This is a genomic window from Streptomyces sp. JK94, from assembly GCF_053613315.1.
On record NZ_JBSICH010000007.1, the window covers coordinates 131,385 to 149,239 of the forward strand.

Here is a 17,855-nt window from a genome sequence, read left to right on the forward strand (position 1 = left end):
ACGTCACACACGTCACCCCGGCCACTCGACTCCCCCCCTGCCTCGCCCGTCCCTGCGGTCACTCCCGTCCCCCAACCGCTCTGGTCACCTCCGCCACTCCCGTCCCCCCCGGCCGCTCTCGTCGGCCCGGTGACTCCCGTTGCTCCCGGTACGCAGCAGCAGCGCCCCGTAGCCGGCCCGGCGGGCGAACTCGGCGACCGCCGTGTAGTCCGCCGGCCCGCCCCTCAGGCGCTCCCGGGGCGTCTCACAGGTGCCCGGCGCGTCCTCGGCGCCCACCGCGCAGCGCATCCGCACACTGCGCCCGTCAGGCCCCATGAGGCTCAGCAGGGACTCCAGTGGGCCACCGGTCGCGTTGCGGTAGTAGGTGCGTGCCCAGGTCCGCGACCCCTGGGTGAGGACGCAGGTCTGCGCCTCGACGCCCTCGGGCGAGGTGAGTCCGGGGCCGCAGCGCACCGCGGTGGCCGGTCCGGGCGGCAGTGGGGAGCGGGAGGGTTCGGCCTGCGCCGGGGTGCGGCCGGCTCCTCCGGCGCCCTTGCCGTCGCCCCCCTGCGGGAGGAGACGGACGGCCGGAGGGTCCTCCTCCCCCGCTTCCGGGGACCCGGCGGACGCCACCGCGAACGGCAGCACGACCGCGCCCACCACGACACCGGCGAGTCCGTACAGACAGGCCCGCCGCCGGTCCGGCCCCCGCCGCCCGTCCGGACCGCTGCGGTCCAGTCCGCCGCGGTCCGGTCCACCCCGGTCCAGTCCGCCGCGGGGCGGCCCGGCGGCGCGGTGCTTCCCAGCGTGAGGCGGCATGGGCGGACGATACGGCCACGGGCGGGCGCGGACCCCCACGCGCGCCGGGCGCCCCTACAACTCGGGCGCGCTCACACCCGTACGAGTGAGGGCGTCGACCACCGCGTCCACCACGGCCTCCACGTCGGGCACCCAGGGCGTGGCGGAGCCGGGCAGCGGAGCCCGCTCCCAGCGGACGGTGCCCTGGCCCGACTCGGACGGCGGCAGCGCGAGATAGCCGCCCTCGCCGTGGAACCGCAGGGAGCCGGGGACGAAGTCCTTGGCGTAGAGCAGCTCGCCCAGCTGCTCCATGGTGTACGGCTTGACCAGCAGCGACCAGCGTGTGGGCGAGGCGACGACCGGGCCGATCCTGAGGCCGGCGCGGTCGAGGGCTGCCAGCGCGTGGGCGGCCGGCAGGGCGGGCAGCGAGACGGCGCACGGAGCGCTGCCCCCGGTGGCCAGGACGATCGGCGCGGCGGGCCGGTTGCCCCACCACCAGCGCACCATGCGCGCGTCGGTGGTGGCCGCGAGGAGGCCGGGGTCGAAGGGATGCGCTCCGGGTACCGTGCAGTCCGGGTCGGGGCAGCCGCAGCGCGACCGCGCCTGCGGGTCCGCCGCCACACCCGGGAGTACGGGCCACTGCCATTGCGTCGCATAGGTCAGGGCCGCGCCGATCAGCTCAGGCCGCCCGTCGTCGTGCTGGGACAAAAGCCTGCGTCGCCTTCCGAGGATCTCGCGCATGAGCGCTCGTTCCTTTCCGTTGCACGCCTGGCAACACCGTGGTCACATCACCATGTGTCGATCTCTTCGCTGTGCGTAGCTGGTGGCGCATCACACCCCTGCCGTAGGCAAGGGGAACCCCTCTGGGCCGAGCACTGACTGCGTCTGCGGCGGTTCCGTCCACACTGCGTCCATCAAAAGCATGGGCGTGGCGCGGGGTGGCGAAGTCTGGCGTTTTGCCGTCCCGAGTATTTCTCTCCGCCTCCGCCACGGGAGGATGGGGCACGGTCGTCGGTGGATAGGACGCCCGGGCCCACCGCCAGGTTCCGGGTGGTCCCCAACCACCCCTGGCCTACTCCGAGTACGTACCCATCACGACCGCTGTGACGCTCCGTGAAGCACCCCCAGTCGACCGCAACAAGCCGTCCTCCTGGGCAGTTTCAAGCCAATTTCGTATTTCCGCAAGAGGTCGGGAGGAAAGCCGCCCGCACCTCACGGACACCAGTAATCCCAGCAGGACAATGCTGGACATCTCCTTACGAGTGCGTGTACATGTGGAGACACTGCTAGCGGCGCAGAATGACATGGGGGTTTGCGATGCTTTTGAGCAGTAAGCGCCGGTCGGGAGGCCGGACGCCATGAACGCCCCGCACCCTGCGAAAGTGGCTGGAATCGATGCAACGGTTCCGGCCCCCGCACACACTGTCGCGGCCGTCGCCCCGGGTGCTTCCCCGGCCGCTCCGCAGGCCGCGGCGGCCCCGGGCACCCCGGGTGCGCCCTGCGCCCCGGGCACCCTGCTCCAGGACCGGCTGGCCGGCTGGGTCTCGGACCTCACGACCCTGCACGAGCTGACCGAGCGCCTGGTCCGTACGGACTCCCTCGCGGACGGGCTCCAGGAGGTGCTGTGCGCCGGGGCCGCCCTGGTGGGCGCCCGGCGCGGTCTCGTCGTACTGGAACCGGCCGACGGACTCGGCCCGGACACCACCGTCGGCCTCGGACTGACCCGCGCCGACCTCGGCCACCTCGAGACGGTGCCCCGCGGCTCCCTGTCGTACGGGCGGATCCTGGACGGACTGCCGGTCGGCGCGGGCGGGATCGCCGAGCCCGACCTGTTCGCCGACCAGGGACTCGACCCACGCCACCGCGAGGTCGCCGGCCGCCTCGGCTACGCCGCCAGCTACGCGCTCCCCCTGTCCGCCGAAGGCACCGGGCGCCTGGGCGCGGCCGTGTGGCTCTACGACGAGCCCGCCGAGCCGGGCGAGCGGCCACGCCACCTCGCGGGTCTCTACGTCCGGTACGCGACCCGGCACCTGGCCCACCTCAGGGAAGTCGAACGCACGCGCGCGTCCATGGCGACAATGGCGGAGGAACTGCTCCCCTCCCGCCTGCCGCGCGTGCCCGGTGTCCAGCTGGCCGCCCGGCACCGCACCAGTCCGCGCGGCGGCGGCGACTGGTACGACGCGCTGCCGCTGCCGGACGCCGGGCTCGGTCTCGCCGTCGGCTCCGTCACCGGGTCGGGGCCCAGCGCGGTCGCCGCCATGGGCCGACTGCGGGCCTCCCTTCGCGCGTACGCCGTGATGGAGGGCGAGGACCCGGTCGCGGTCCTGTCCGACCTGGAGCTGCTGCTGCGGCTCACCGAGCCCGCCCGCTCGGCCACCGCCCTGTTCGGCTACTGCGAGCCGGCACTGCGCCGGATCACGCTGGCCGGCGCCGGGCACAGTCCGCCGCTGCTGATCGGGGAGCGGCGCACGGAGTTCGTCGAGACCTCCGTCTCCGCGCCGCTCGGCATGCTCGCCTGCTGGGAGGCACCGAGCGTGGAGTTCCAGGCCCAAGCCGGAGAGACGGTTCTGCTGTACACGGACGGGCTGCTCCACCGCACCGGTGACCCGGCCGACCGCGCCTTCGCCCGGCTGCACGCGGCGGCGGCCTGCGTTCCCCGGGCGAAGCGCCAGGACCCGGACGCCGTCGTCGAGCACGTCCTGCGCACGGTGCTGCCCGAGGGGGCGGCGGAGACGGACTCCGAGGAGGACGTGGTGCTGCTGGCGGTCCGGTTCGACTGAACACCGGTCGCATACGGCACCGACCGCATGAGACACCGGACAAATACAGCACCGTCCGCATCAGGCACCGGTCGCATACAGCCCCCGTCCGCATAAGGCACCGGTCGCATACGACACCGTTCGAGCAGGGAACCGTTCGCACAGCGGGGCACCGGACCCCGGTGTGTCCCGCTCAGCGGACGGTGCCGCCCCCGGGGCGACGGGCCCTTCGGCCCTGGGCCCCGTCCCGTACGACCGTACGATGGGGGTGGTCCAGTGCCGTACCTAGGAGGATGACCGTGGCGGAGGAGCTCACCCCGGAGACCCCGGAAGAGACCGAAGAGCCGATCAAGCAGCGCAAGAACGGCCTGTACCCGGGCGTGTCCGACGAGCTGGCCGAGAACATGAAGTCCGGCTGGGCCGACACGGAGCTGCGCGACCTGGAGCCGATCGCCCAGGCCGCCGAGACCGCCGCCCGCCGCGCCGCGCTGTCCGCCCGCTTCCCGGGTGAGCGCCTGGTGATCCCCGCGGGCAACCTGAAGACCCGCTCGAACGACACGGAGTACCCCTTCCGCGCCTCGGTCGAGTACGCCTACCTCACCGGCAACCAGACCGAGGACGGCGTCCTGGTCATGGAGCCCGAGGCCGAGGGCCACACCGCGACGATCTACCTCCTGCCGCGCTCAGACCGCGAGAACGGCGAGTTCTGGCTGAACGGCCAGGGCGAGCTGTGGGTCGGCCGCCGCCACTCCCTCACCGAGGCCGGGAAGCTCTACGGCATCCCCGCCTCCGACGTGCGTGAGCTGGCGGACAGCCTGCGCGAGGCCACCGGACCGGTGCGCGTCGTGCGCGGTTTCGACGCCGGCATCGAGGCGGCCCTGGCCGACAAGGTCACCGCCGAGCGCGACGAGGAACTGCGCGTCTTCCTCTCCGAGGCCCGCCTGGTCAAGGACGAGTTCGAGATCGGCGAGCTGCAGAAGGCCGTCGACTCCACCGTGCGCGGCTTCGAGGACGTCGTGAAGGTCCTCGACAAGGCCGAGGCGACCAGCGAGCGCTACATCGAGGGCACCTTCTTCCTCCGCGCGCGCGTGGAGGGCAACGACGTCGGCTACGGCTCGATCTGCGCCGCCGGACCGCACGCCTGCACCCTGCACTGGGTGCGCAACGACGGCCCGGTCCGCTCCGGCGACCTGCTGCTGCTCGACGCGGGCGTGGAGACGCACACCTACTACACCGCGGACATCACGCGCACGCTGCCGATCAACGGCCGCTACAGCGAGCTGCAGAAGAAGATCTACGACGCCGTGTACGACGCCCAGGAGGCCGGCATCGCGGCGGTGAAGCCGGGTGCCAAGTACCGCGACTTCCACGACGCCTCCCAGCGCGTGCTGGCCGAGCGGCTCGTCGAGTGGGGCCTGGTCGAGGGCCCCGTCGAGCAGGTGCTGGACCTGGGCCTGCAGCGCCGCTGGACGCTGCACGGCACCGGCCACATGCTCGGCATGGACGTCCACGACTGCGCGGCCGCCCGCGTGGAGTCGTACGTCGACGGCACCCTGGAGCCCGGCATGGTGCTCACCGTCGAGCCGGGCCTGTACTTCCAGGCCGACGACCTGACCGTGCCCGAGGAGTACCGGGGCGTCGGCGTGCGCATCGAGGACGACATCCTCGTCACCGCGGACGGCAACCGGAACCTGTCCGCCGGGCTGCCCCGCCGGTCGGACGAGGTCGAGGAATGGATGGCCGCCCTGAAGGGCTGACCGTCGCGCCGATGGCCGGGTACCGCATGCGGTGCCCGGCCATCGCCATGTCCATCGCCATGTCCATCGGCATGACCAGAGGCACGCGGAACGGCTCCCCCGGCCAGGGCCCACCAAGAGGATCAAAGGGCGGCGAGGGGCTCAGGGTGTGGCAAGAGGCTCGGGGCGCGGCGACGCGTGGACGGCTCTCACACCGCGACGAGCGGAGTGCCCTCGCGCCACTTGAGGATCTTGTCGAAGCTCACCACCGCACCCGCCCGGCCCGGCGTACCGCCGATGTGGACGTGGTCGGCGAGTTCCCGGATGAGGCAGAGGCCGCGGCCGTGCTCGGAGTCGGCGGACACCGGGCGCGCCACTCCCTGCGGCCGTCCCGGAGCGGCCGCGGGGAACCCCGGCCCCGTGTCGGCGACCTCGATGCGGCAGCGTTCGCCGTCGAGGTAGGCCGTGACGCGGTACGCCTCCGAAGGGCTGCCGCCGGGCTCGTCGTCCCCGCCGTGCTCCACGGCATTGGCACAGGCCTCGCTCAGCGCGACGGAGAGGTCGAAGGAGATGTCGGGGTCGACGCCCGCGGTCTCCATGGTGCCGATCAGCAGGCGGCGGGCCAGGGGCACGCTCGCGGCCTCGCGCCGCAAATGGAGTGACCACCAGATGCTCATGCTCCAGCCTCCCGGCCGCGGCTCGACATACCGTTACGTATTGCCCCCGTCACCCCTGAGTAAGCGCACCGGCCGTATGAGACCGCCCATATGGCGGATGTCTCCCTGCCGCCGATCGGTGTATGTCGGACGGCGCGCGCCAGAGAGTGATCTTCCGGTCGTACGGCATCTTGTGGACCTGCCGTACGACGCGAGGGGTGCCAGTGCGATGATGAGCCCGCCATGACTGCCCCCCACCCGCCAACGGCGCGCTCCGGGAACGATCTCCGGGTCCTGCGGGCCGCGGTGTTCGCCGCGGTCTGCGTCGTGCTGGCCGCGGCGGGGCACACACTCGGCTCCTACGCCACCGTTCCGCTGTGGGCGCTGGGCGCGGGGTTCCTCGGGGCGGTCGCGGTCGCCGCGCCCCTCGCCGGACGCCGGCGGTCGCTGCCCGGCATCACGGCACTGCTCGCCGTCGGCCAGGCCGCACTGCACACCCTGTTCGGGCTGGGCCAGCACGGCACCACGGCGGTCACTGCGTCCGGTACGGCCGTCGCGTCCGCCGGCGGATCAGCCGCCCTGTCCGCCGGCGGAGCGGGCGCGCTCTCCGACGCCTCACTGGTCGAGCAGGCCGCCCGGCTGGTCTGCGGGACCACCGCGGCGGCGATCAGTCCGGCCCAGGCCCAGCGGATCCTCAGCGACGCGCGGATCGCCCCGAGCGCCGGCTCCCACGCCGACGCCGCGCACCACCCCGCCGACCTCCTGTCGGCCGCGGGCTCCCCGACCTCGCTGGTGCCGTCCCTGCCGATGCTCCTCGGCCACGTCCTCGCGGCCCTGGCCGCCGGCTGGCTGCTGCGCCGCGGGGACCTGGCCCTGGCCCGGCTCATGGACCTCTCGACGCATTCGGCGCACGCGGTGGCCGAGGCGGCGCTCGTCCGCGGCCTGCGCGCGGCCCTCTCCCTGGTGTGCGCCCTGCACGCCGGTCTCGCCGGCAGCCCCGGTACGGGGCCGTGTCCGCCGCGCACCGCGCTGCCGGCGCCGCCGTGGCCGCACACCACCGCACTCCAGCACACGGTGACCAGGCGCGGTCCCCCGAGCGGCGCGTTCGCCCTCGCCGCCTGACACGACGCGCCCATCCGCTCGGCTTCGGCCCGTCGGCCCCGGCCCTCCGGCTCTGCCCCTCGGCCCCGCCTTCGGCCCGACCACGGGTCTTCGACCGCCGGCTCCGCCTTCCGGCCCGCCCCGTCGGCCCGCCCGTCGGTCCGCCTCCCGGCCGGAGTGTGGAGGGACCGCCGTCGTGCGGCACGCGCGCGTGCGCGCATCCGTCCCGTCATCCGTCACCGGCTCAGCACCGGTGACCCACTCGAAGCGGAGTGTTCCCTTCCATGAAGTCCATGAAGGCTTCCCGTATCGCCGCCGTCGGCGCCGTCTCCGGCATCGCCGTCCTCGCCCTGTCCGCCCCGGCCTTCGCGCACGTCAGCGTGCAGCCGGAAGGCACGGCCGCCAAGGGCGGCTACGCGACCGTCAACTTCAAGGTCCCCAACGAGCGCGACAACGCCTCCACCACCAAGCTGGAGATCAACTTCCCCACCGACCACCCGCTGGCGTCCGTGATGCCGCAGCCGGTCGCCGGCTGGAAGGCCCAGATCACCAAGTCCACGCTGGACGAGCCGCTGGAGTCGCACGGCGAGCAGCTCACCGAGGCCGTCACCAAGGTGACCTGGACCGCTGACGGCGAGGGCATCGAGCCCGGCTACTTCCAGAAGTTCCCGGTCTCCGTGGGCGCGCTGCCCGAGGACGCCGACGAGCTGGTGTTCAAGGCGATCCAGACGTACTCCAACAAGGAAGTCGTCCGCTGGATCGAGGTGCCGCAGGAGGGCCAGGAGGAGCCCGACACCCCGGCGCCCGTCCTCAAGCTGTCCGCCGCCGAGGAGGACGCCCACGGCTCGTCGGGCGCCGACGCCTCCGACGACACCGAGGCAGCCGCCCAGAACACCGCCGCCGACACCGCGTCCGACTCCGGTTCGGGTGACGGCAGCGACACCACCGCCCGTGTTCTCGGCGTCGTCGGCATCGTCGTCGGTGCCGCGGGCGTCGCGTACGGCGTGCTGGCCGGCCGCCGCCGCACCACCGGTGCCTCGGCGTAACGACGCCCGCGCCGGTGCGTCGGGCTGAACACGCCGACGCATCCTCTCGTCCGGTGCGCGCCGGGTCTCCTCCGCCGGTCCGGCGGAACCACCCCGGCGCGCGCCGGAGCACCTCACATCTGGGACATTTTTCTATGCGCAAGAAGACGTTCGCCGCGGCCGCCCTGCTCGCCGCCGCCTCCCTCACCCTGTCCGCCTGCGGCAGTGGCTCCGACGGCGACAAGCCCGTCACCATGGTCTCCGAGGAGTCCGGCCGGCAGGCCGCCACCGTCCTCGACAAGCCCTTCGAGAAGCCCGACCTGGTACTCACCGACACCCGGGGCGAGGAGTACGACCTCCGCGAGCAGACCGCCGGCAAGCCCACCCTGGTCTACTTCGGCTACACGCACTGCCCCGACGTCTGCCCCCTGACCATGAACAACATCGCCGTGGCCAAGAAGCAGCTGTCCCAGGCCGAGCAGGACGAACTCCGCATCGTGTTCGTCACCACCGACCCGGAACGCGACACCCCGGCCGCACTCGGTACGTGGCTCAAGGGCATCGACCCGCAGATCGTCGGTCTCACCGGCGACTTCGACACCGTCCAGGCCGGCGCCCGCACCCTCGGCATCACCATCGACCCGCCGACCAAGGACAAGGACGGCAAGGTCGTCTCGACGCACGGCACCCAGGTCGTCGCGTTCTCCCCGAAGTCCGACGCGGGTTACGTCCTCTACGGTGAGGACGCCGGCGTCGAGGACTACACGGAGGACCTGCCCAAGCTCGTCAAGGGGGAGAACCCGTGAGGGGCCGCCCCGCTCTCGCCGCCGTGACGCTGGCCGGCGCCCTGGTCCTCGCCGGCTGCGGCGACCCGGACGCGGGCTCCGGACCGGGCTCCTCGGCGTCCGGTGCCGAACTCTCCGTCGATGCCGCCTACATACCGCAGCCCGTCTCCGCCTCGATGGCGGCGGGCTTCCTCACCGTCACCAACAAGGGCGACGCCGAGGACGCGCTGACCTCCGTCACCAGCGAGGCCGGCGACGTCACCGTGCACGAGACCGTCGACGGGACGATGAAGGAGGTCGACCGCCTCCCCATCCCCGCCCACGGCCGGCTCGTGCTCGAAAGCGGCGGCAACCACCTGATGTTCGAGAACCTGGAACAGCAGCCCAAGCAGGGACAGACGGTCTCCGTCGAACTGCGGTTCGCCCACTCCGACCCGGTCACGGTCGAGCTGCCCGTGAAGGCGGCCACCTACCGGCCCGGCGCCGGCCATTCCGGACACTGAGGGAGGGACCACCTTGACGCAGACCATCGCCCCACGCGTCCGGACTCTGGTGCTGCTGCTCCTGGCCGCGGCCTGCGCGCTGCTCGCCGGCGCCGGCCCGGCCTCCGCGCACGCCGCGCTGACCGGCAGCGACCCCCGGCAGGGGGCGGTGGTCGACCGGGCTCCGGCCCAGGTGTCGCTCACCTTCTCCGAGTCGGTCTCCATGGACGACGACTCGCTGCGCGTCCTCGACCCCAAGGGCAAGCGCGTCGACGACGGCCGGCCGGCCGGCACGGGCGGCACGACGTACACGGTGAAACTGCACGCCGGGCTGCCCGACGGCACGTACACCGTGACCTACCAGGTCGTCTCCGCCGACAGCCATCCGGTCGCCGGCGCCTACACCTTCTCCGTCGGCGCCCCGTCCGAGACCTCCGTCGCGGCCTCCGCCACGGAGGCCGGCGGCGGTGTCGTCGGCTTGCTGTACGGCCTCGGACGGTACGTGTCGTACGCCGGGTTCATCGTCCTGGTGGGCGGTGCCGCCTTCGTCCTCGCCTGCTGGCCGCGCGGCTCCGGGGTACGGGTGGTGCAGCGGCTGGTCGTCTCCGGGTGGCTCGCGCTGACCGCCGCCACCCTGCTGCTGCTCCTGCTGCGCGGTTCGTACACCGGTTCCGGGAGGGTCGGCGACGTCTTCGACCTGAGCCTGCTCGGCGAGGTGCTGCAGACCAAGACCGGCGCTTCGCTCGTCTCCCGGTTGCTGCTGCTGGCGGCGGCCGCGCTGTTCGTCGCCGTGCTCTTCGGCGCCTACGACAAGCGGGAGGACGAGGAGAAGCGGGACCTCACCTTCGGGCTCGCGGTCGGCGGGAGCGTCGTGGCGGCCGGCCTCGCGGCAACCTGGGCGATGTCCGAGCACGCCTCCGTCGGCCTCCAGGCCGGCCTCGCCATGCCCGTCGACGTCGTCCACCTGCTCGCCGTCGCCGCCTGGCTCGGCGGGCTCGCCACCCTGCTCGTCGCCCTGTTCCGGGCGCCCGCGGACACACCGGTCCCCGCCTCCGCCGTACGCCGGTTCTCCCGTGTCGCCTTCACCTGCGTGGTCACGCTGGTGGCGACGGGCACGTACCAGTCCTGGCGCCAGATGGGTTCCTGGACGGCCTTCACCGACACGCGGTACGGGCAGCTGCTCCTCCTCAAGATCGGGCTCGTGGCGGTGCTGGTCTGCGTCGCCCGCCTCTCACGGCGGTGGACGGCGCGGCTGGCGGACACGGCACCCGCGGTGATCCGCCGGCGTGAGAAGGAACAGGCCGGGGCACCTGCCGGCCGTACGTCCGAGAAGGCGGGGGCCGGCGAAGCGACGTCCGGGGCGTCGAAGGGCCCCGGTGCCGCCCAGCGCGCCGTCCAGCTGGCCCGGCAGCGTGCCGCGATGGACGCCGCCCGGCAGAAGCGGCAGCGGGACGCCGACCCCCACCGCTTCGGCCTGCGCCGTTCCGTACTCGCCGAGGCCGGCGTCGCCGTCGTCCTGCTCGCCGTCACCACCGTCCTCACCCAGACCGAGCCGGGCCGGACCGAGGAGGAGGCCGAGGCCGGCATCTCGTCCGCCGCCTCCGCGTCGGACCCCTCCACCGGGGCGGTGACCCTGGACATGCCCTTCGACACCGGCAGCCGGGACGGCAAGGGCGTGGTCCGCGTCGAACTCGACCCCGCACGGGTGGGCGCCAACGACGTGCACCTCTACGCCGAGCGTCCGGACGGCAGCGCCTTCGACATCCCCGAGGTGAAGGTCGCCTTCACCCTCGAAGCCAAGGACATCGGGCCCCTGCCCGTCGTCCCCGACCACATCACCACCGGACACTGGTCGGCGGGTGGAGTGCAGATCCCCATGGCCGGCGACTGGGAGGTCGCCGTGACCGTACGGACCTCCGACATCGACCAGGTGACCGTCTCCAAGAACGCGCAGATCGGCTGAACCGCACCATGGCTGAACAGTCCACCTCCCCGACCCGGGCCCCCGGCGCGACCGGCGAGGCACCCGGCGGGCCCGGACCGCACCACTCCGGGAACACCACCGCCCGCGAAGGCGTCTCCCGGCGGCGGCTGCTCGGCACCGCCGGCGCCACCGGACTCGTCCTCGGCACGGCGGGCGCCGCCGCGGGCTACGCCGTCGCGCCCTCCTCCGCGGCCACGCCGCTCACCTCGCTGGGCAGCGAGGAGGCGATGTTTCACGGGAAACATCAGCCCGGCATCACCACCCCGATGCAGGCCTGCGGCCATCTCGTCGCCTTCGACCTGACGGCGGGCGCCGGGCGCAAGGAGGCCGCCGCGCTGTTGCGCCGCTGGTCCGACACCGCCCGGCGCCTGATGGCGGGCGAGCCGGCCGGAATCCGTGACACGGACGTGGCCCGGGACGCGGGGCCCTCCTCGCTCACCGTCACCTTCGGGTTCGGGCACAGCTTCTTCGGCCGGACGGGCCTGGAGAAGCAGCGCCCGGTCGCCCTCGACCCGCTGCCCGACTTCTCCTCGGACCACCTCGACAGGAACCGCAGCAACGGCGACCTGTGGGTGCAGATCGGTGCCGACGACGCCCTGGTGGCCTTCCACGCCCTGCGCGCCATCCAGCAGGACGCCGGTTCGGCCGCCCGCGTCCGCTGGCAGATGAACGGCTTCAACCGCTCACCCGGCGCCACCGCCCGTCCGATGACGACGCGCAACCTGATGGGCCAGATCGACGGCACCCGCAACCCGAAACCGGCCGACACCGATTTCGACGAGCGGATCTTCGTCCCCGGCCGGCCCGGAAAGACCGAGCAGGCATGGATGGCGAACGGCTCCTACGCCGTCGTACGCCGCATCCGCATGCTCCTCGACGACTGGGAGAAGCTCTCGGCCAAGGGCCAGGAGGACGTCATCGGGCGCCGCAAGTCCGACGGAGCGCCGCTGTCGGGAGGCGCCGAGACGACCGAGATGGATCTGGAGAAGACGGACGAGGAGGGGAACCTGGTCGTCCCGATCAACGCCCACGCCCGCATCACCCGCCCCGACCAGAACGGCGGCGCGGCCATGCTCCGCCGCCCCTTCTCGTACCACGACGGGTTCGACGCGGACGGTGTCCCGGACGCGGGCCTGCTCTTCGTCTGCTGGCAGGCGGACCCGTTGCGCGGCTTCGTGCCGGTGCAGCGCAAGCTGGACCGGGGGGACGCGCTGTCGCAGTTCATCCGGCACGAGGCGAGCGGGCTGTTCGCCGTGCCGGGCGGGGCGGCGGAGGGAGAGTACGTGGGGCAGCGGCTGCTGGAGGGGTGAGACCGGACGGGAGTCACCCCCGGGAAGGGCTGGTGCGAGACGCGTGAGACGGGTCTCGCCGGGCCCATTAGGGTGAGGTCATGCCAGCCAGTTACGCGTATCTCGGCCCTGAAGGCACCTTCACCGAAGTCGCCCTGCGCACTCTCCCGGAGTCGGCGACCCGGGAACTGGTCCCGTACGTGTCCGTCCAGTCCGCGCTCGACGCGGTGCGCACCGGCGAGGCAGAGGCCGCGTTCGTGCCGATCGAGAACTCCGTCGAGGGCGGCATCACCACCACCCTCGACGAGCTGGTCGCCGGCCAGCCGTTGATGATCTACCGCGAAGTGCTGCTGTCCATCACCTTCGCCCTACTGGTCCGCCCCGGCACCCGGTTGACGGACATCAAGACGGTCACCGCCCACCCGGCCGCTCAGCCCCAGGTGCGCAACTGGCTCAAGGCCCACCTCCCGGACGCCGCCTGGGAGTCGGCCGCCTCCAACGCGGACGGCGCCCGCCTGGTGCAGGAGGGCCGGTACGACGCGGCCTTCGCCGGCGAGTTCGCCGCAGAGCGCTACGGCCTGGAGGTCCTGGAGGCCGACATCCACGACGCGGAGAACGCCCAGACGCGTTTCGTGCTCGTGGGCCGTCCCGCCCGGCCCGCGGCGCCGACCGGCGCGGACAAGACGTCCGTCGTGCTCTGGCAGCGCGACGACCACCCCGGCGGTCTGCGTGACCTGCTGGGCGAGTTCGCCACCCGGGGCATCAACCTGATGCTGCTGCAGTCCCGGCCCACCGGAGCCGGCATCGGCAACTACTGCTTCTGCATCGACGCCGAGGGACACATCTCCGACCGCCGGGTGGCCGATGCCCTGATGGGGCTGAAGCGGACCTGCCTCCAGGTGCGCTACCTCGGGTCGTACCCGCGGGCGGAGGCCGAGCCGGCGGACGTGGACGCGCTGCGGCCGGGCACCTCGGACGAGGCGTTCGTGGCGGCGGCGGACTGGGTGGCGCGCTGCCAGGACGGCCGGTTCTGACGGCCGGTACCGAGGGCCGGTTGTGACGGCCGGTTCTGACGGCCGGAGCCGGCTGGTGTTACCTGCTGATTTTCGTTGTCCACAGAAGTTATCCACAGGTCTGCTTCTCGACCTGGGGACAAGTCGACAACGCGGCGGGATTCAGTCGACAAATCCCCCTATAGCCCCTTCGCCCTCCCCAGGGGTGCAGGCCACCCCTCGTCCACCTACTTCTTGCCCTCCATCCTTCGGAGGGACACCGGGTGCCCCGTTTCCACTCGAAAGACGGGCCGCGGAGGGTTTGAAGAGTGCGTCACCGGCATCCGGAATGATCGCCCCCACCCAGTCCACAGATCTTGCACACAGCCTGTGGATAACTTTCCCGGGTTGTGGATTCCTGTGGACAGTGGACCTTCAAGTCCCGTCCTCCACAAGGAAATCCAGTCAACCAAGCACGCCTCCACTGCCTCGTACAAGGGACGGGAACGATTCCTTTGACAAGCGGAAACGCAGGGAACACAAGCCGCAATACCCACATAACGGAATGCACGACCCGCGATCGGCAAGAGTGAGTCGAGAGCCGTCACCGCACACCGGTAGCCTTGACCGCGTGATTGACCTTCGCCTGCTCCGTGAGGACCCCGACCGTGTGCGCGCGTCGCAGCGCGCCCGTGGAGAGGATGTCGCGCTCGTCGACTCCCTCCTGTCTGCCGACGAGCGGCGCAGGTCGTCCGGCGTCCGCTTCGACGAGCTGCGTGCCGAGCAGAAGGGCCTCGGCAAGCTCATCGGCAAGGCCACCGGCGACGAGAAGGCCGAGCTGCTGAAGCGGGCGGGCCAGCTCGCCGCCGACGTCAAGACGGCCGACGCCGAGCGCGACGCGGCCGACGCCGAGACCCAGGAGCTGCTCCAGCGGCTCGGCAACCTCGTCCACCCCGACGTCCCCGTCGGCGGCGAGGAGGACTTCGTCACCCTGGAGACGCACGGCACGCACCGCGACTTCGCCGCCGAGGGCTTCGAGCCCCGGGACCACCTGGAGCTGGGCCAGCTGCTCGGCGCCATCGACGTGGAGCGCGGCGCCAAGGTCTCGGGTTCGCGCTTCTACTTCCTGACCGGTGTCGGCGCACTGCTGGAGCTCGCCCTGGTCAACGCGGCGATCGCCCAGGCCACGGCGGCCGGCTTCACGCCGATGCTGACCCCGGCGCTGGTCCGCCCGCAGTCCATGGCCGGCACCGGCTTCCTCGGCCAGGCCGCCCAGGACGTCTACCACCTCGACAAGGACGACCTCTACCTGGTCGGCACGTCCGAGGTGCCGCTCGCCGCGTACCACATGGACGAGATCCTCGACGCCGGCCGTCTGCCGCTGCGCTACGCCGGTTTCTCGCCCTGCTTCCGCCGCGAGGCGGGCTCGCACGGCAAGGACACCAAGGGCATCTTCCGGGTACACCAGTTCGACAAGGTCGAGATGTTCTCCTATGTCCTCCCCGAGGACTCGCAGGCCGAGCACCAGCGCCTGCTGGAGTGGGAGAAGCAGTGGCTGACGTCGCTGGAACTGCCGTTCCGGGTCATCGACGTCGCCTCGGCCGACCTGGGCGCCTCGGCCGCCCGCAAGTACGACTGCGAGGCCTGGATCCCGACCCAGGGCAAGTACCGCGAGCTGACCTCGACCTCGGACTGCACCGAGTTCCAGTCGCGCAGGCTGTCGATCCGTGTCCGTGAGGACAAGAAGGTGCGCCCGCTGGCCACGCTCAACGGCACGCTGTGCGCCGTCCCGCGCACGATCGTGGCGATCCTGGAGAACCACCAGCAGGCCGACGGTTCGGTGCGCGTGCCCGAGGTGCTGCGCCCGTACCTGGGCGGCCGAGAGGTCCTGGAACCGGTGGCCAAGTGAGTGACACCGGCTCCGCCACGGGGACCGACGCCGGCACCGCCGGAGGCTTCCCGTACCGGTTGGTCGCGACCGACCTCGACGGCACACTGCTGCGCGGTGACGACACGATCTCGCAGCGCACCCGTGACGCGCTCGCCGCCGCCACCGCGGCGGGGGCGGCCCACATCGTGGTCACCGGCCGCGCCGTCCCGTGGACCCGCCACATCCTCGACGATCTCGGCTACAACGGCCTGGCCGTCTGCGGGCAGGGCGCGCAGGTCTACCACGCCGGAGAGCACCGTCTGCTGACCTCGGTCACGCTGGACCGCCAGCTGGCCGGGGTGGCACTGGCCAAGATCGAGGCGGAGACCGGTCCGCTGTACCTGGCCGCGAGCCGTGACGGCCTGGACGGCGACGTCCTGGTCGGCCCGGGATACGCAGTCGGGGGCGACCTGCCGGCGGTGCCCTTCACCGACGCCTCCGACCTGTGGTCGGCGCCGCTGAACAAGATCTACATCCAGCATCCGACGCTGTCCGACGACGAACTGGCCGAGGCGGCCCGGCGTACCGCGGGTGGCTTCGTCACGGTCGTCATGGCCGGGGCGGGCGTCGTCGAACTGCTCCCGCTCGGCCTGTCCAAGGCCACCGGCCTGTCACTGGCGGCGCGCCGACTCGGTCTGAAGGCCGCGGACACGATCGCCTTCGGTGACATGCCCAACGATGTTCCGATGTTCGGCTGGGCCGCCCGGGGCGTGGCGATGGCCAACGCCCATGCAGAGCTGAAGGCGGTGGCCGACGAGGTGACGTCCTCGAACGACGAGGACGGCATCGCGGTGGTGCTGGAGCGCCTGGCGGCCTGAGCCCGGCTCAGGCCCGTCCGGCTCAGGCCCGTCCGGGCCAAGCCTGATCGGCTCAAGCCCGCCCGGCGCAACTCCGATCGGACGGTGGCTCCGCGATCGTGGCTCCGCGATCACGGTTCTGTGATCGTGGCCCTGTGATCGCGGCCGTGAGGCCACGGGCGGTCCGGACGGCGTCGGCGTCCCCGTCGGTCGGCCCACGCGAGGAGTCCTCGCGTGCTCGAAGCGGCCGCCCGATACGCCGACGCCGTCCGGCCTCGTGCATGCACCACACTGCCGGTACGGAAAGCCGGGCGCCACCGATTAAAAGCGGACGTATTCCGTCTTACCGCCTGCGCCACCTACGGCGCCGGCCCTTGCTGAAGAACCATCCGGCAGGCTCCTCGTCGGACCGCCACGGCTGCGGCTCCGGCTTCTCGCGGCGCCGGCGGGCGGCGAGCACACGGGCGCGTGCCGAGGGCTCGGAGGCACCGGCGCCGCGTACGAAATCCTCGTCCAGAACGAGGCCGTCCCAGGTGTCGTCACCGGCGCCGGCCCGTCGGGAGCCGTCTCCGCCGGCGTCCTCGGGTCCGTCCTCCGGCCCTTCGCGGCCATGCGGCTGAGGTGGCTGGTCCGCCATCGTGCCCCCTCCCGGCCCTGCGCGTTCCCTCGTGTCCCACTCGGTGTGCGCCCTGTTTCCCATGTGCCAGTGGCGCGCGCCCTGCGCCCCGTGCAGCCTGCGTGGCGCGGTGGTACGCCCTGTGTGGGTCCTCGGCCCAGTGTGCCCGGGCCGGGGTGGAGGCTCCGTCAGGACCGGGGCCGGTCACTCCTCCCCGGCGAGCGTCAGCGTCCGCAGCTTCTGACCGGCGTACCAGGTGGCGAGCACGGTGACCCCGGCCAGCAGCACCGTCGCGGTCACCAGGCCGACGTCGGAGGTCACCAGGTTCCCCTCGGCGACCTTCTGGGCCACCGCCAGCGACCACTGCTGGACGCTCAGTGTGCGGGCACCGGGCACCAGGGAGCCGAACAGGGCCTCCCAGACGAGGGCGTAGACCAGTCCGAAGACCACCGCGTGCCGGGACACCGTGCCCAGGAGCAGGAACAGCGCGGCGTAGGCGATGGAGGCGACCAGCGCGGCGATCGTGTAGGCGACGGCGACCTGCTGCCCGTTGCCGTTGAGGATCAGACCGGCGAGCAGGGTCGGCACGGCGGAGAAGACCATCGTCACGGCGACGGCCACGATCAGCTTGGTGAAGATGATCGTCGGCCGCTTGATCGGCTTGGACAGCAGGTACACCACCGAGCCGTCGTCGATCTCGGGCCCGATGGCCCCGGTACCGGCGATGACACCGATGATGGGGACCATGGTGGCGAGGGCGAATCCGCCCAGCACGTCCGCCGCGGTCTGGTCGTCGGCTCCGGCGAGCGCGCGCACCGCCACGGCGATGACGAGCAGCAGCAGGGGCAGCGCGCCCAGGATGAGCGCCCGGCGGCGGCCGAGCAGGGCCCGGTAGGTGAGCCTGGCGACTGTGGGGTCGTACATTC

Annotated in this window: 16 protein-coding genes; 11 read left to right on the top strand and 5 right to left on the bottom strand. The window is 72.4% G+C overall.

Annotated features, from left to right (window positions below):
• Positions 1 to 84: 84 nt before the first annotated feature.
• Entirely contained in the window at positions 85 to 798 is a 714-nt protein-coding gene (locus ACVV2G_RS07215) for a hypothetical protein (RefSeq protein WP_453841747.1), read from the bottom strand.
• A gap of 54 nt (positions 799 to 852) precedes the next feature.
• Complete coding sequence (locus ACVV2G_RS07220; protein ID WP_453841748.1) at positions 853 to 1,518, bottom strand: bifunctional DNA primase/polymerase; 666 nt, start codon at positions 1,516 to 1,518, stop codon at positions 853 to 855.
• A gap of 617 nt (positions 1,519 to 2,135) precedes the next feature.
• On the opposite strand from ACVV2G_RS07220, the gene ACVV2G_RS07225 reads away from it, so the two are divergent.
• Together ACVV2G_RS07225 and ACVV2G_RS07230 are read left to right on the top strand one after the other, a co-directional pair.
• Positions 2,136 to 3,557 (top strand): PP2C family protein-serine/threonine phosphatase, encoded by a 1,422-nt coding sequence (locus ACVV2G_RS07225; protein ID WP_453841749.1) that lies wholly within the window; start codon positions 2,136 to 2,138, stop codon positions 3,555 to 3,557.
• Between the two features lie 278 nt (positions 3,558 to 3,835).
• Positions 3,836 to 5,293 (top strand): aminopeptidase P family protein, encoded by a 1,458-nt coding sequence (locus tag ACVV2G_RS07230; RefSeq protein ID WP_453841750.1) that lies wholly within the window; start codon positions 3,836 to 3,838, stop codon positions 5,291 to 5,293.
• 188 nt (positions 5,294 to 5,481) lie between these two features.
• Here the strand turns inward: ACVV2G_RS07230 and ACVV2G_RS07235 are convergent, their stop codons facing one another.
• Positions 5,482 to 5,949 carry an ATP-binding protein gene (locus ACVV2G_RS07235; protein WP_453841751.1) on the bottom strand — a complete coding sequence of 156 codons (468 nt, stop codon included), beginning with the start codon at positions 5,947 to 5,949 and terminating at the stop codon, positions 5,482 to 5,484.
• A 222-nt stretch (positions 5,950 to 6,171) separates the two neighbouring features.
• On the opposite strand from ACVV2G_RS07235, the gene ACVV2G_RS07240 reads away from it, so the two are divergent.
• The 9 genes from ACVV2G_RS07240 (at position 6,172) to ACVV2G_RS07280 (ending at position 16,334) form a co-directional block, all read left to right on the top strand.
• Complete coding sequence (locus tag ACVV2G_RS07240; RefSeq protein ID WP_453841752.1) at positions 6,172 to 7,050, top strand: hypothetical protein; 879 nt, start codon at positions 6,172 to 6,174, stop codon at positions 7,048 to 7,050.
• 272 nt (positions 7,051 to 7,322) lie between these two features.
• Positions 7,323 to 8,075: a YcnI family copper-binding membrane protein gene (locus ACVV2G_RS07245; RefSeq protein WP_453841753.1), complete on the top strand. Its 753-nt coding sequence runs from the start codon at positions 7,323 to 7,325 to the stop codon at positions 8,073 to 8,075.
• Positions 8,076 to 8,209: 134 nt separating this feature from the next.
• The gene (locus ACVV2G_RS07250; protein ID WP_453841754.1) at positions 8,210 to 8,860 is read left to right on the top strand and encodes an SCO family protein; all 651 of its coding nucleotides are present in this window, start codon (positions 8,210 to 8,212) and stop codon (positions 8,858 to 8,860) included.
• Positions 8,857 to 9,342, top strand: a complete 486-nt coding sequence (locus ACVV2G_RS07255; RefSeq protein WP_453841755.1) for a copper chaperone PCu(A)C — start codon at positions 8,857 to 8,859, stop codon at positions 9,340 to 9,342. Before ACVV2G_RS07250 ends, ACVV2G_RS07255 begins: the two co-directional genes overlap by 4 nt.
• Positions 9,343 to 9,355: 13 nt before the next feature.
• Entirely contained in the window at positions 9,356 to 11,284 is a 1,929-nt protein-coding gene (locus ACVV2G_RS07260; RefSeq protein WP_453841756.1) for a copper resistance CopC/CopD family protein, read from the top strand.
• An 8-nt stretch (positions 11,285 to 11,292) separates the two neighbouring features.
• Positions 11,293 to 12,615: an iron uptake transporter deferrochelatase/peroxidase subunit gene (gene efeB / locus ACVV2G_RS07265; RefSeq protein ID WP_453841757.1), complete on the top strand. Its 1,323-nt coding sequence runs from the start codon at positions 11,293 to 11,295 to the stop codon at positions 12,613 to 12,615.
• A gap of 80 nt (positions 12,616 to 12,695) precedes the next feature.
• Positions 12,696 to 13,628 (top strand): prephenate dehydratase, encoded by a 933-nt coding sequence (gene pheA, locus ACVV2G_RS07270; RefSeq protein ID WP_453841758.1) that lies wholly within the window; start codon positions 12,696 to 12,698, stop codon positions 13,626 to 13,628.
• A 589-nt stretch (positions 13,629 to 14,217) separates the two neighbouring features.
• Positions 14,218 to 15,495, top strand: a complete 1,278-nt coding sequence (serS, locus tag ACVV2G_RS07275; RefSeq protein WP_453841759.1) for a serine--tRNA ligase — start codon at positions 14,218 to 14,220, stop codon at positions 15,493 to 15,495.
• Entirely contained in the window at positions 15,492 to 16,334 is an 843-nt protein-coding gene (locus ACVV2G_RS07280) for an HAD family hydrolase (RefSeq protein ID WP_453841760.1), read from the top strand. Before serS ends, ACVV2G_RS07280 begins: the two co-directional genes overlap by 4 nt.
• Before the next feature lie 322 nt (positions 16,335 to 16,656).
• Here the strand turns inward: ACVV2G_RS07280 and ACVV2G_RS07285 are convergent, their stop codons facing one another.
• Both ACVV2G_RS07285 and ACVV2G_RS07290 read right to left on the bottom strand, forming a co-directional pair.
• Positions 16,657 to 16,950: an SGM_3592 family protein gene (locus ACVV2G_RS07285; RefSeq protein ID WP_453841761.1), complete on the bottom strand. Its 294-nt coding sequence runs from the start codon at positions 16,948 to 16,950 to the stop codon at positions 16,657 to 16,659.
• Between the two features lie 183 nt (positions 16,951 to 17,133).
• Positions 17,134 to 17,853: an ABC transporter permease subunit gene (locus ACVV2G_RS07290; protein WP_453841762.1), complete on the bottom strand. Its 720-nt coding sequence runs from the start codon at positions 17,851 to 17,853 to the stop codon at positions 17,134 to 17,136.
• Between the last annotated feature and the right edge of the window lie 2 nt (positions 17,854 to 17,855).

What these genes read in the sequence shown, in the direction of transcription:
- ACVV2G_RS07215 (WP_453841747.1), bottom strand. Translation starts at nt 798, where the DNA reads ATGCCGCCTCACGCTGGGAAGCACCGCGCCGCCGGGCCGCCCCGCGGC.
- ACVV2G_RS07220 (WP_453841748.1), bottom strand. Translation starts at nt 1,518, where the DNA reads ATGCGCGAGATCCTCGGAAGGCGACGCAGGCTTTTGTCCCAGCACGAC.
- ACVV2G_RS07225 (WP_453841749.1), top strand. Translation starts at nt 2,136, where the DNA reads ATGAACGCCCCGCACCCTGCGAAAGTGGCTGGAATCGATGCAACGGTT.
- ACVV2G_RS07235 (WP_453841751.1), bottom strand. Translation starts at nt 5,949, where the DNA reads ATGAGCATCTGGTGGTCACTCCATTTGCGGCGCGAGGCCGCGAGCGTG.
- ACVV2G_RS07240 (WP_453841752.1), top strand. Translation starts at nt 6,172, where the DNA reads ATGACTGCCCCCCACCCGCCAACGGCGCGCTCCGGGAACGATCTCCGG.
- ACVV2G_RS07245 (WP_453841753.1), top strand. Translation starts at nt 7,323, where the DNA reads ATGAAGGCTTCCCGTATCGCCGCCGTCGGCGCCGTCTCCGGCATCGCC.
- ACVV2G_RS07250 (WP_453841754.1), top strand. Translation starts at nt 8,210, where the DNA reads ATGCGCAAGAAGACGTTCGCCGCGGCCGCCCTGCTCGCCGCCGCCTCC.
- efeB (WP_453841757.1), top strand. Translation starts at nt 11,293, where the DNA reads ATGGCTGAACAGTCCACCTCCCCGACCCGGGCCCCCGGCGCGACCGGC.
- pheA (WP_453841758.1), top strand. Translation starts at nt 12,696, where the DNA reads ATGCCAGCCAGTTACGCGTATCTCGGCCCTGAAGGCACCTTCACCGAA.
- ACVV2G_RS07285 (WP_453841761.1), bottom strand. Translation starts at nt 16,950, where the DNA reads ATGGCGGACCAGCCACCTCAGCCGCATGGCCGCGAAGGGCCGGAGGAC.
- ACVV2G_RS07290 (WP_453841762.1), bottom strand. Translation starts at nt 17,853, where the DNA reads ATGTACGACCCCACAGTCGCCAGGCTCACCTACCGGGCCCTGCTCGGC.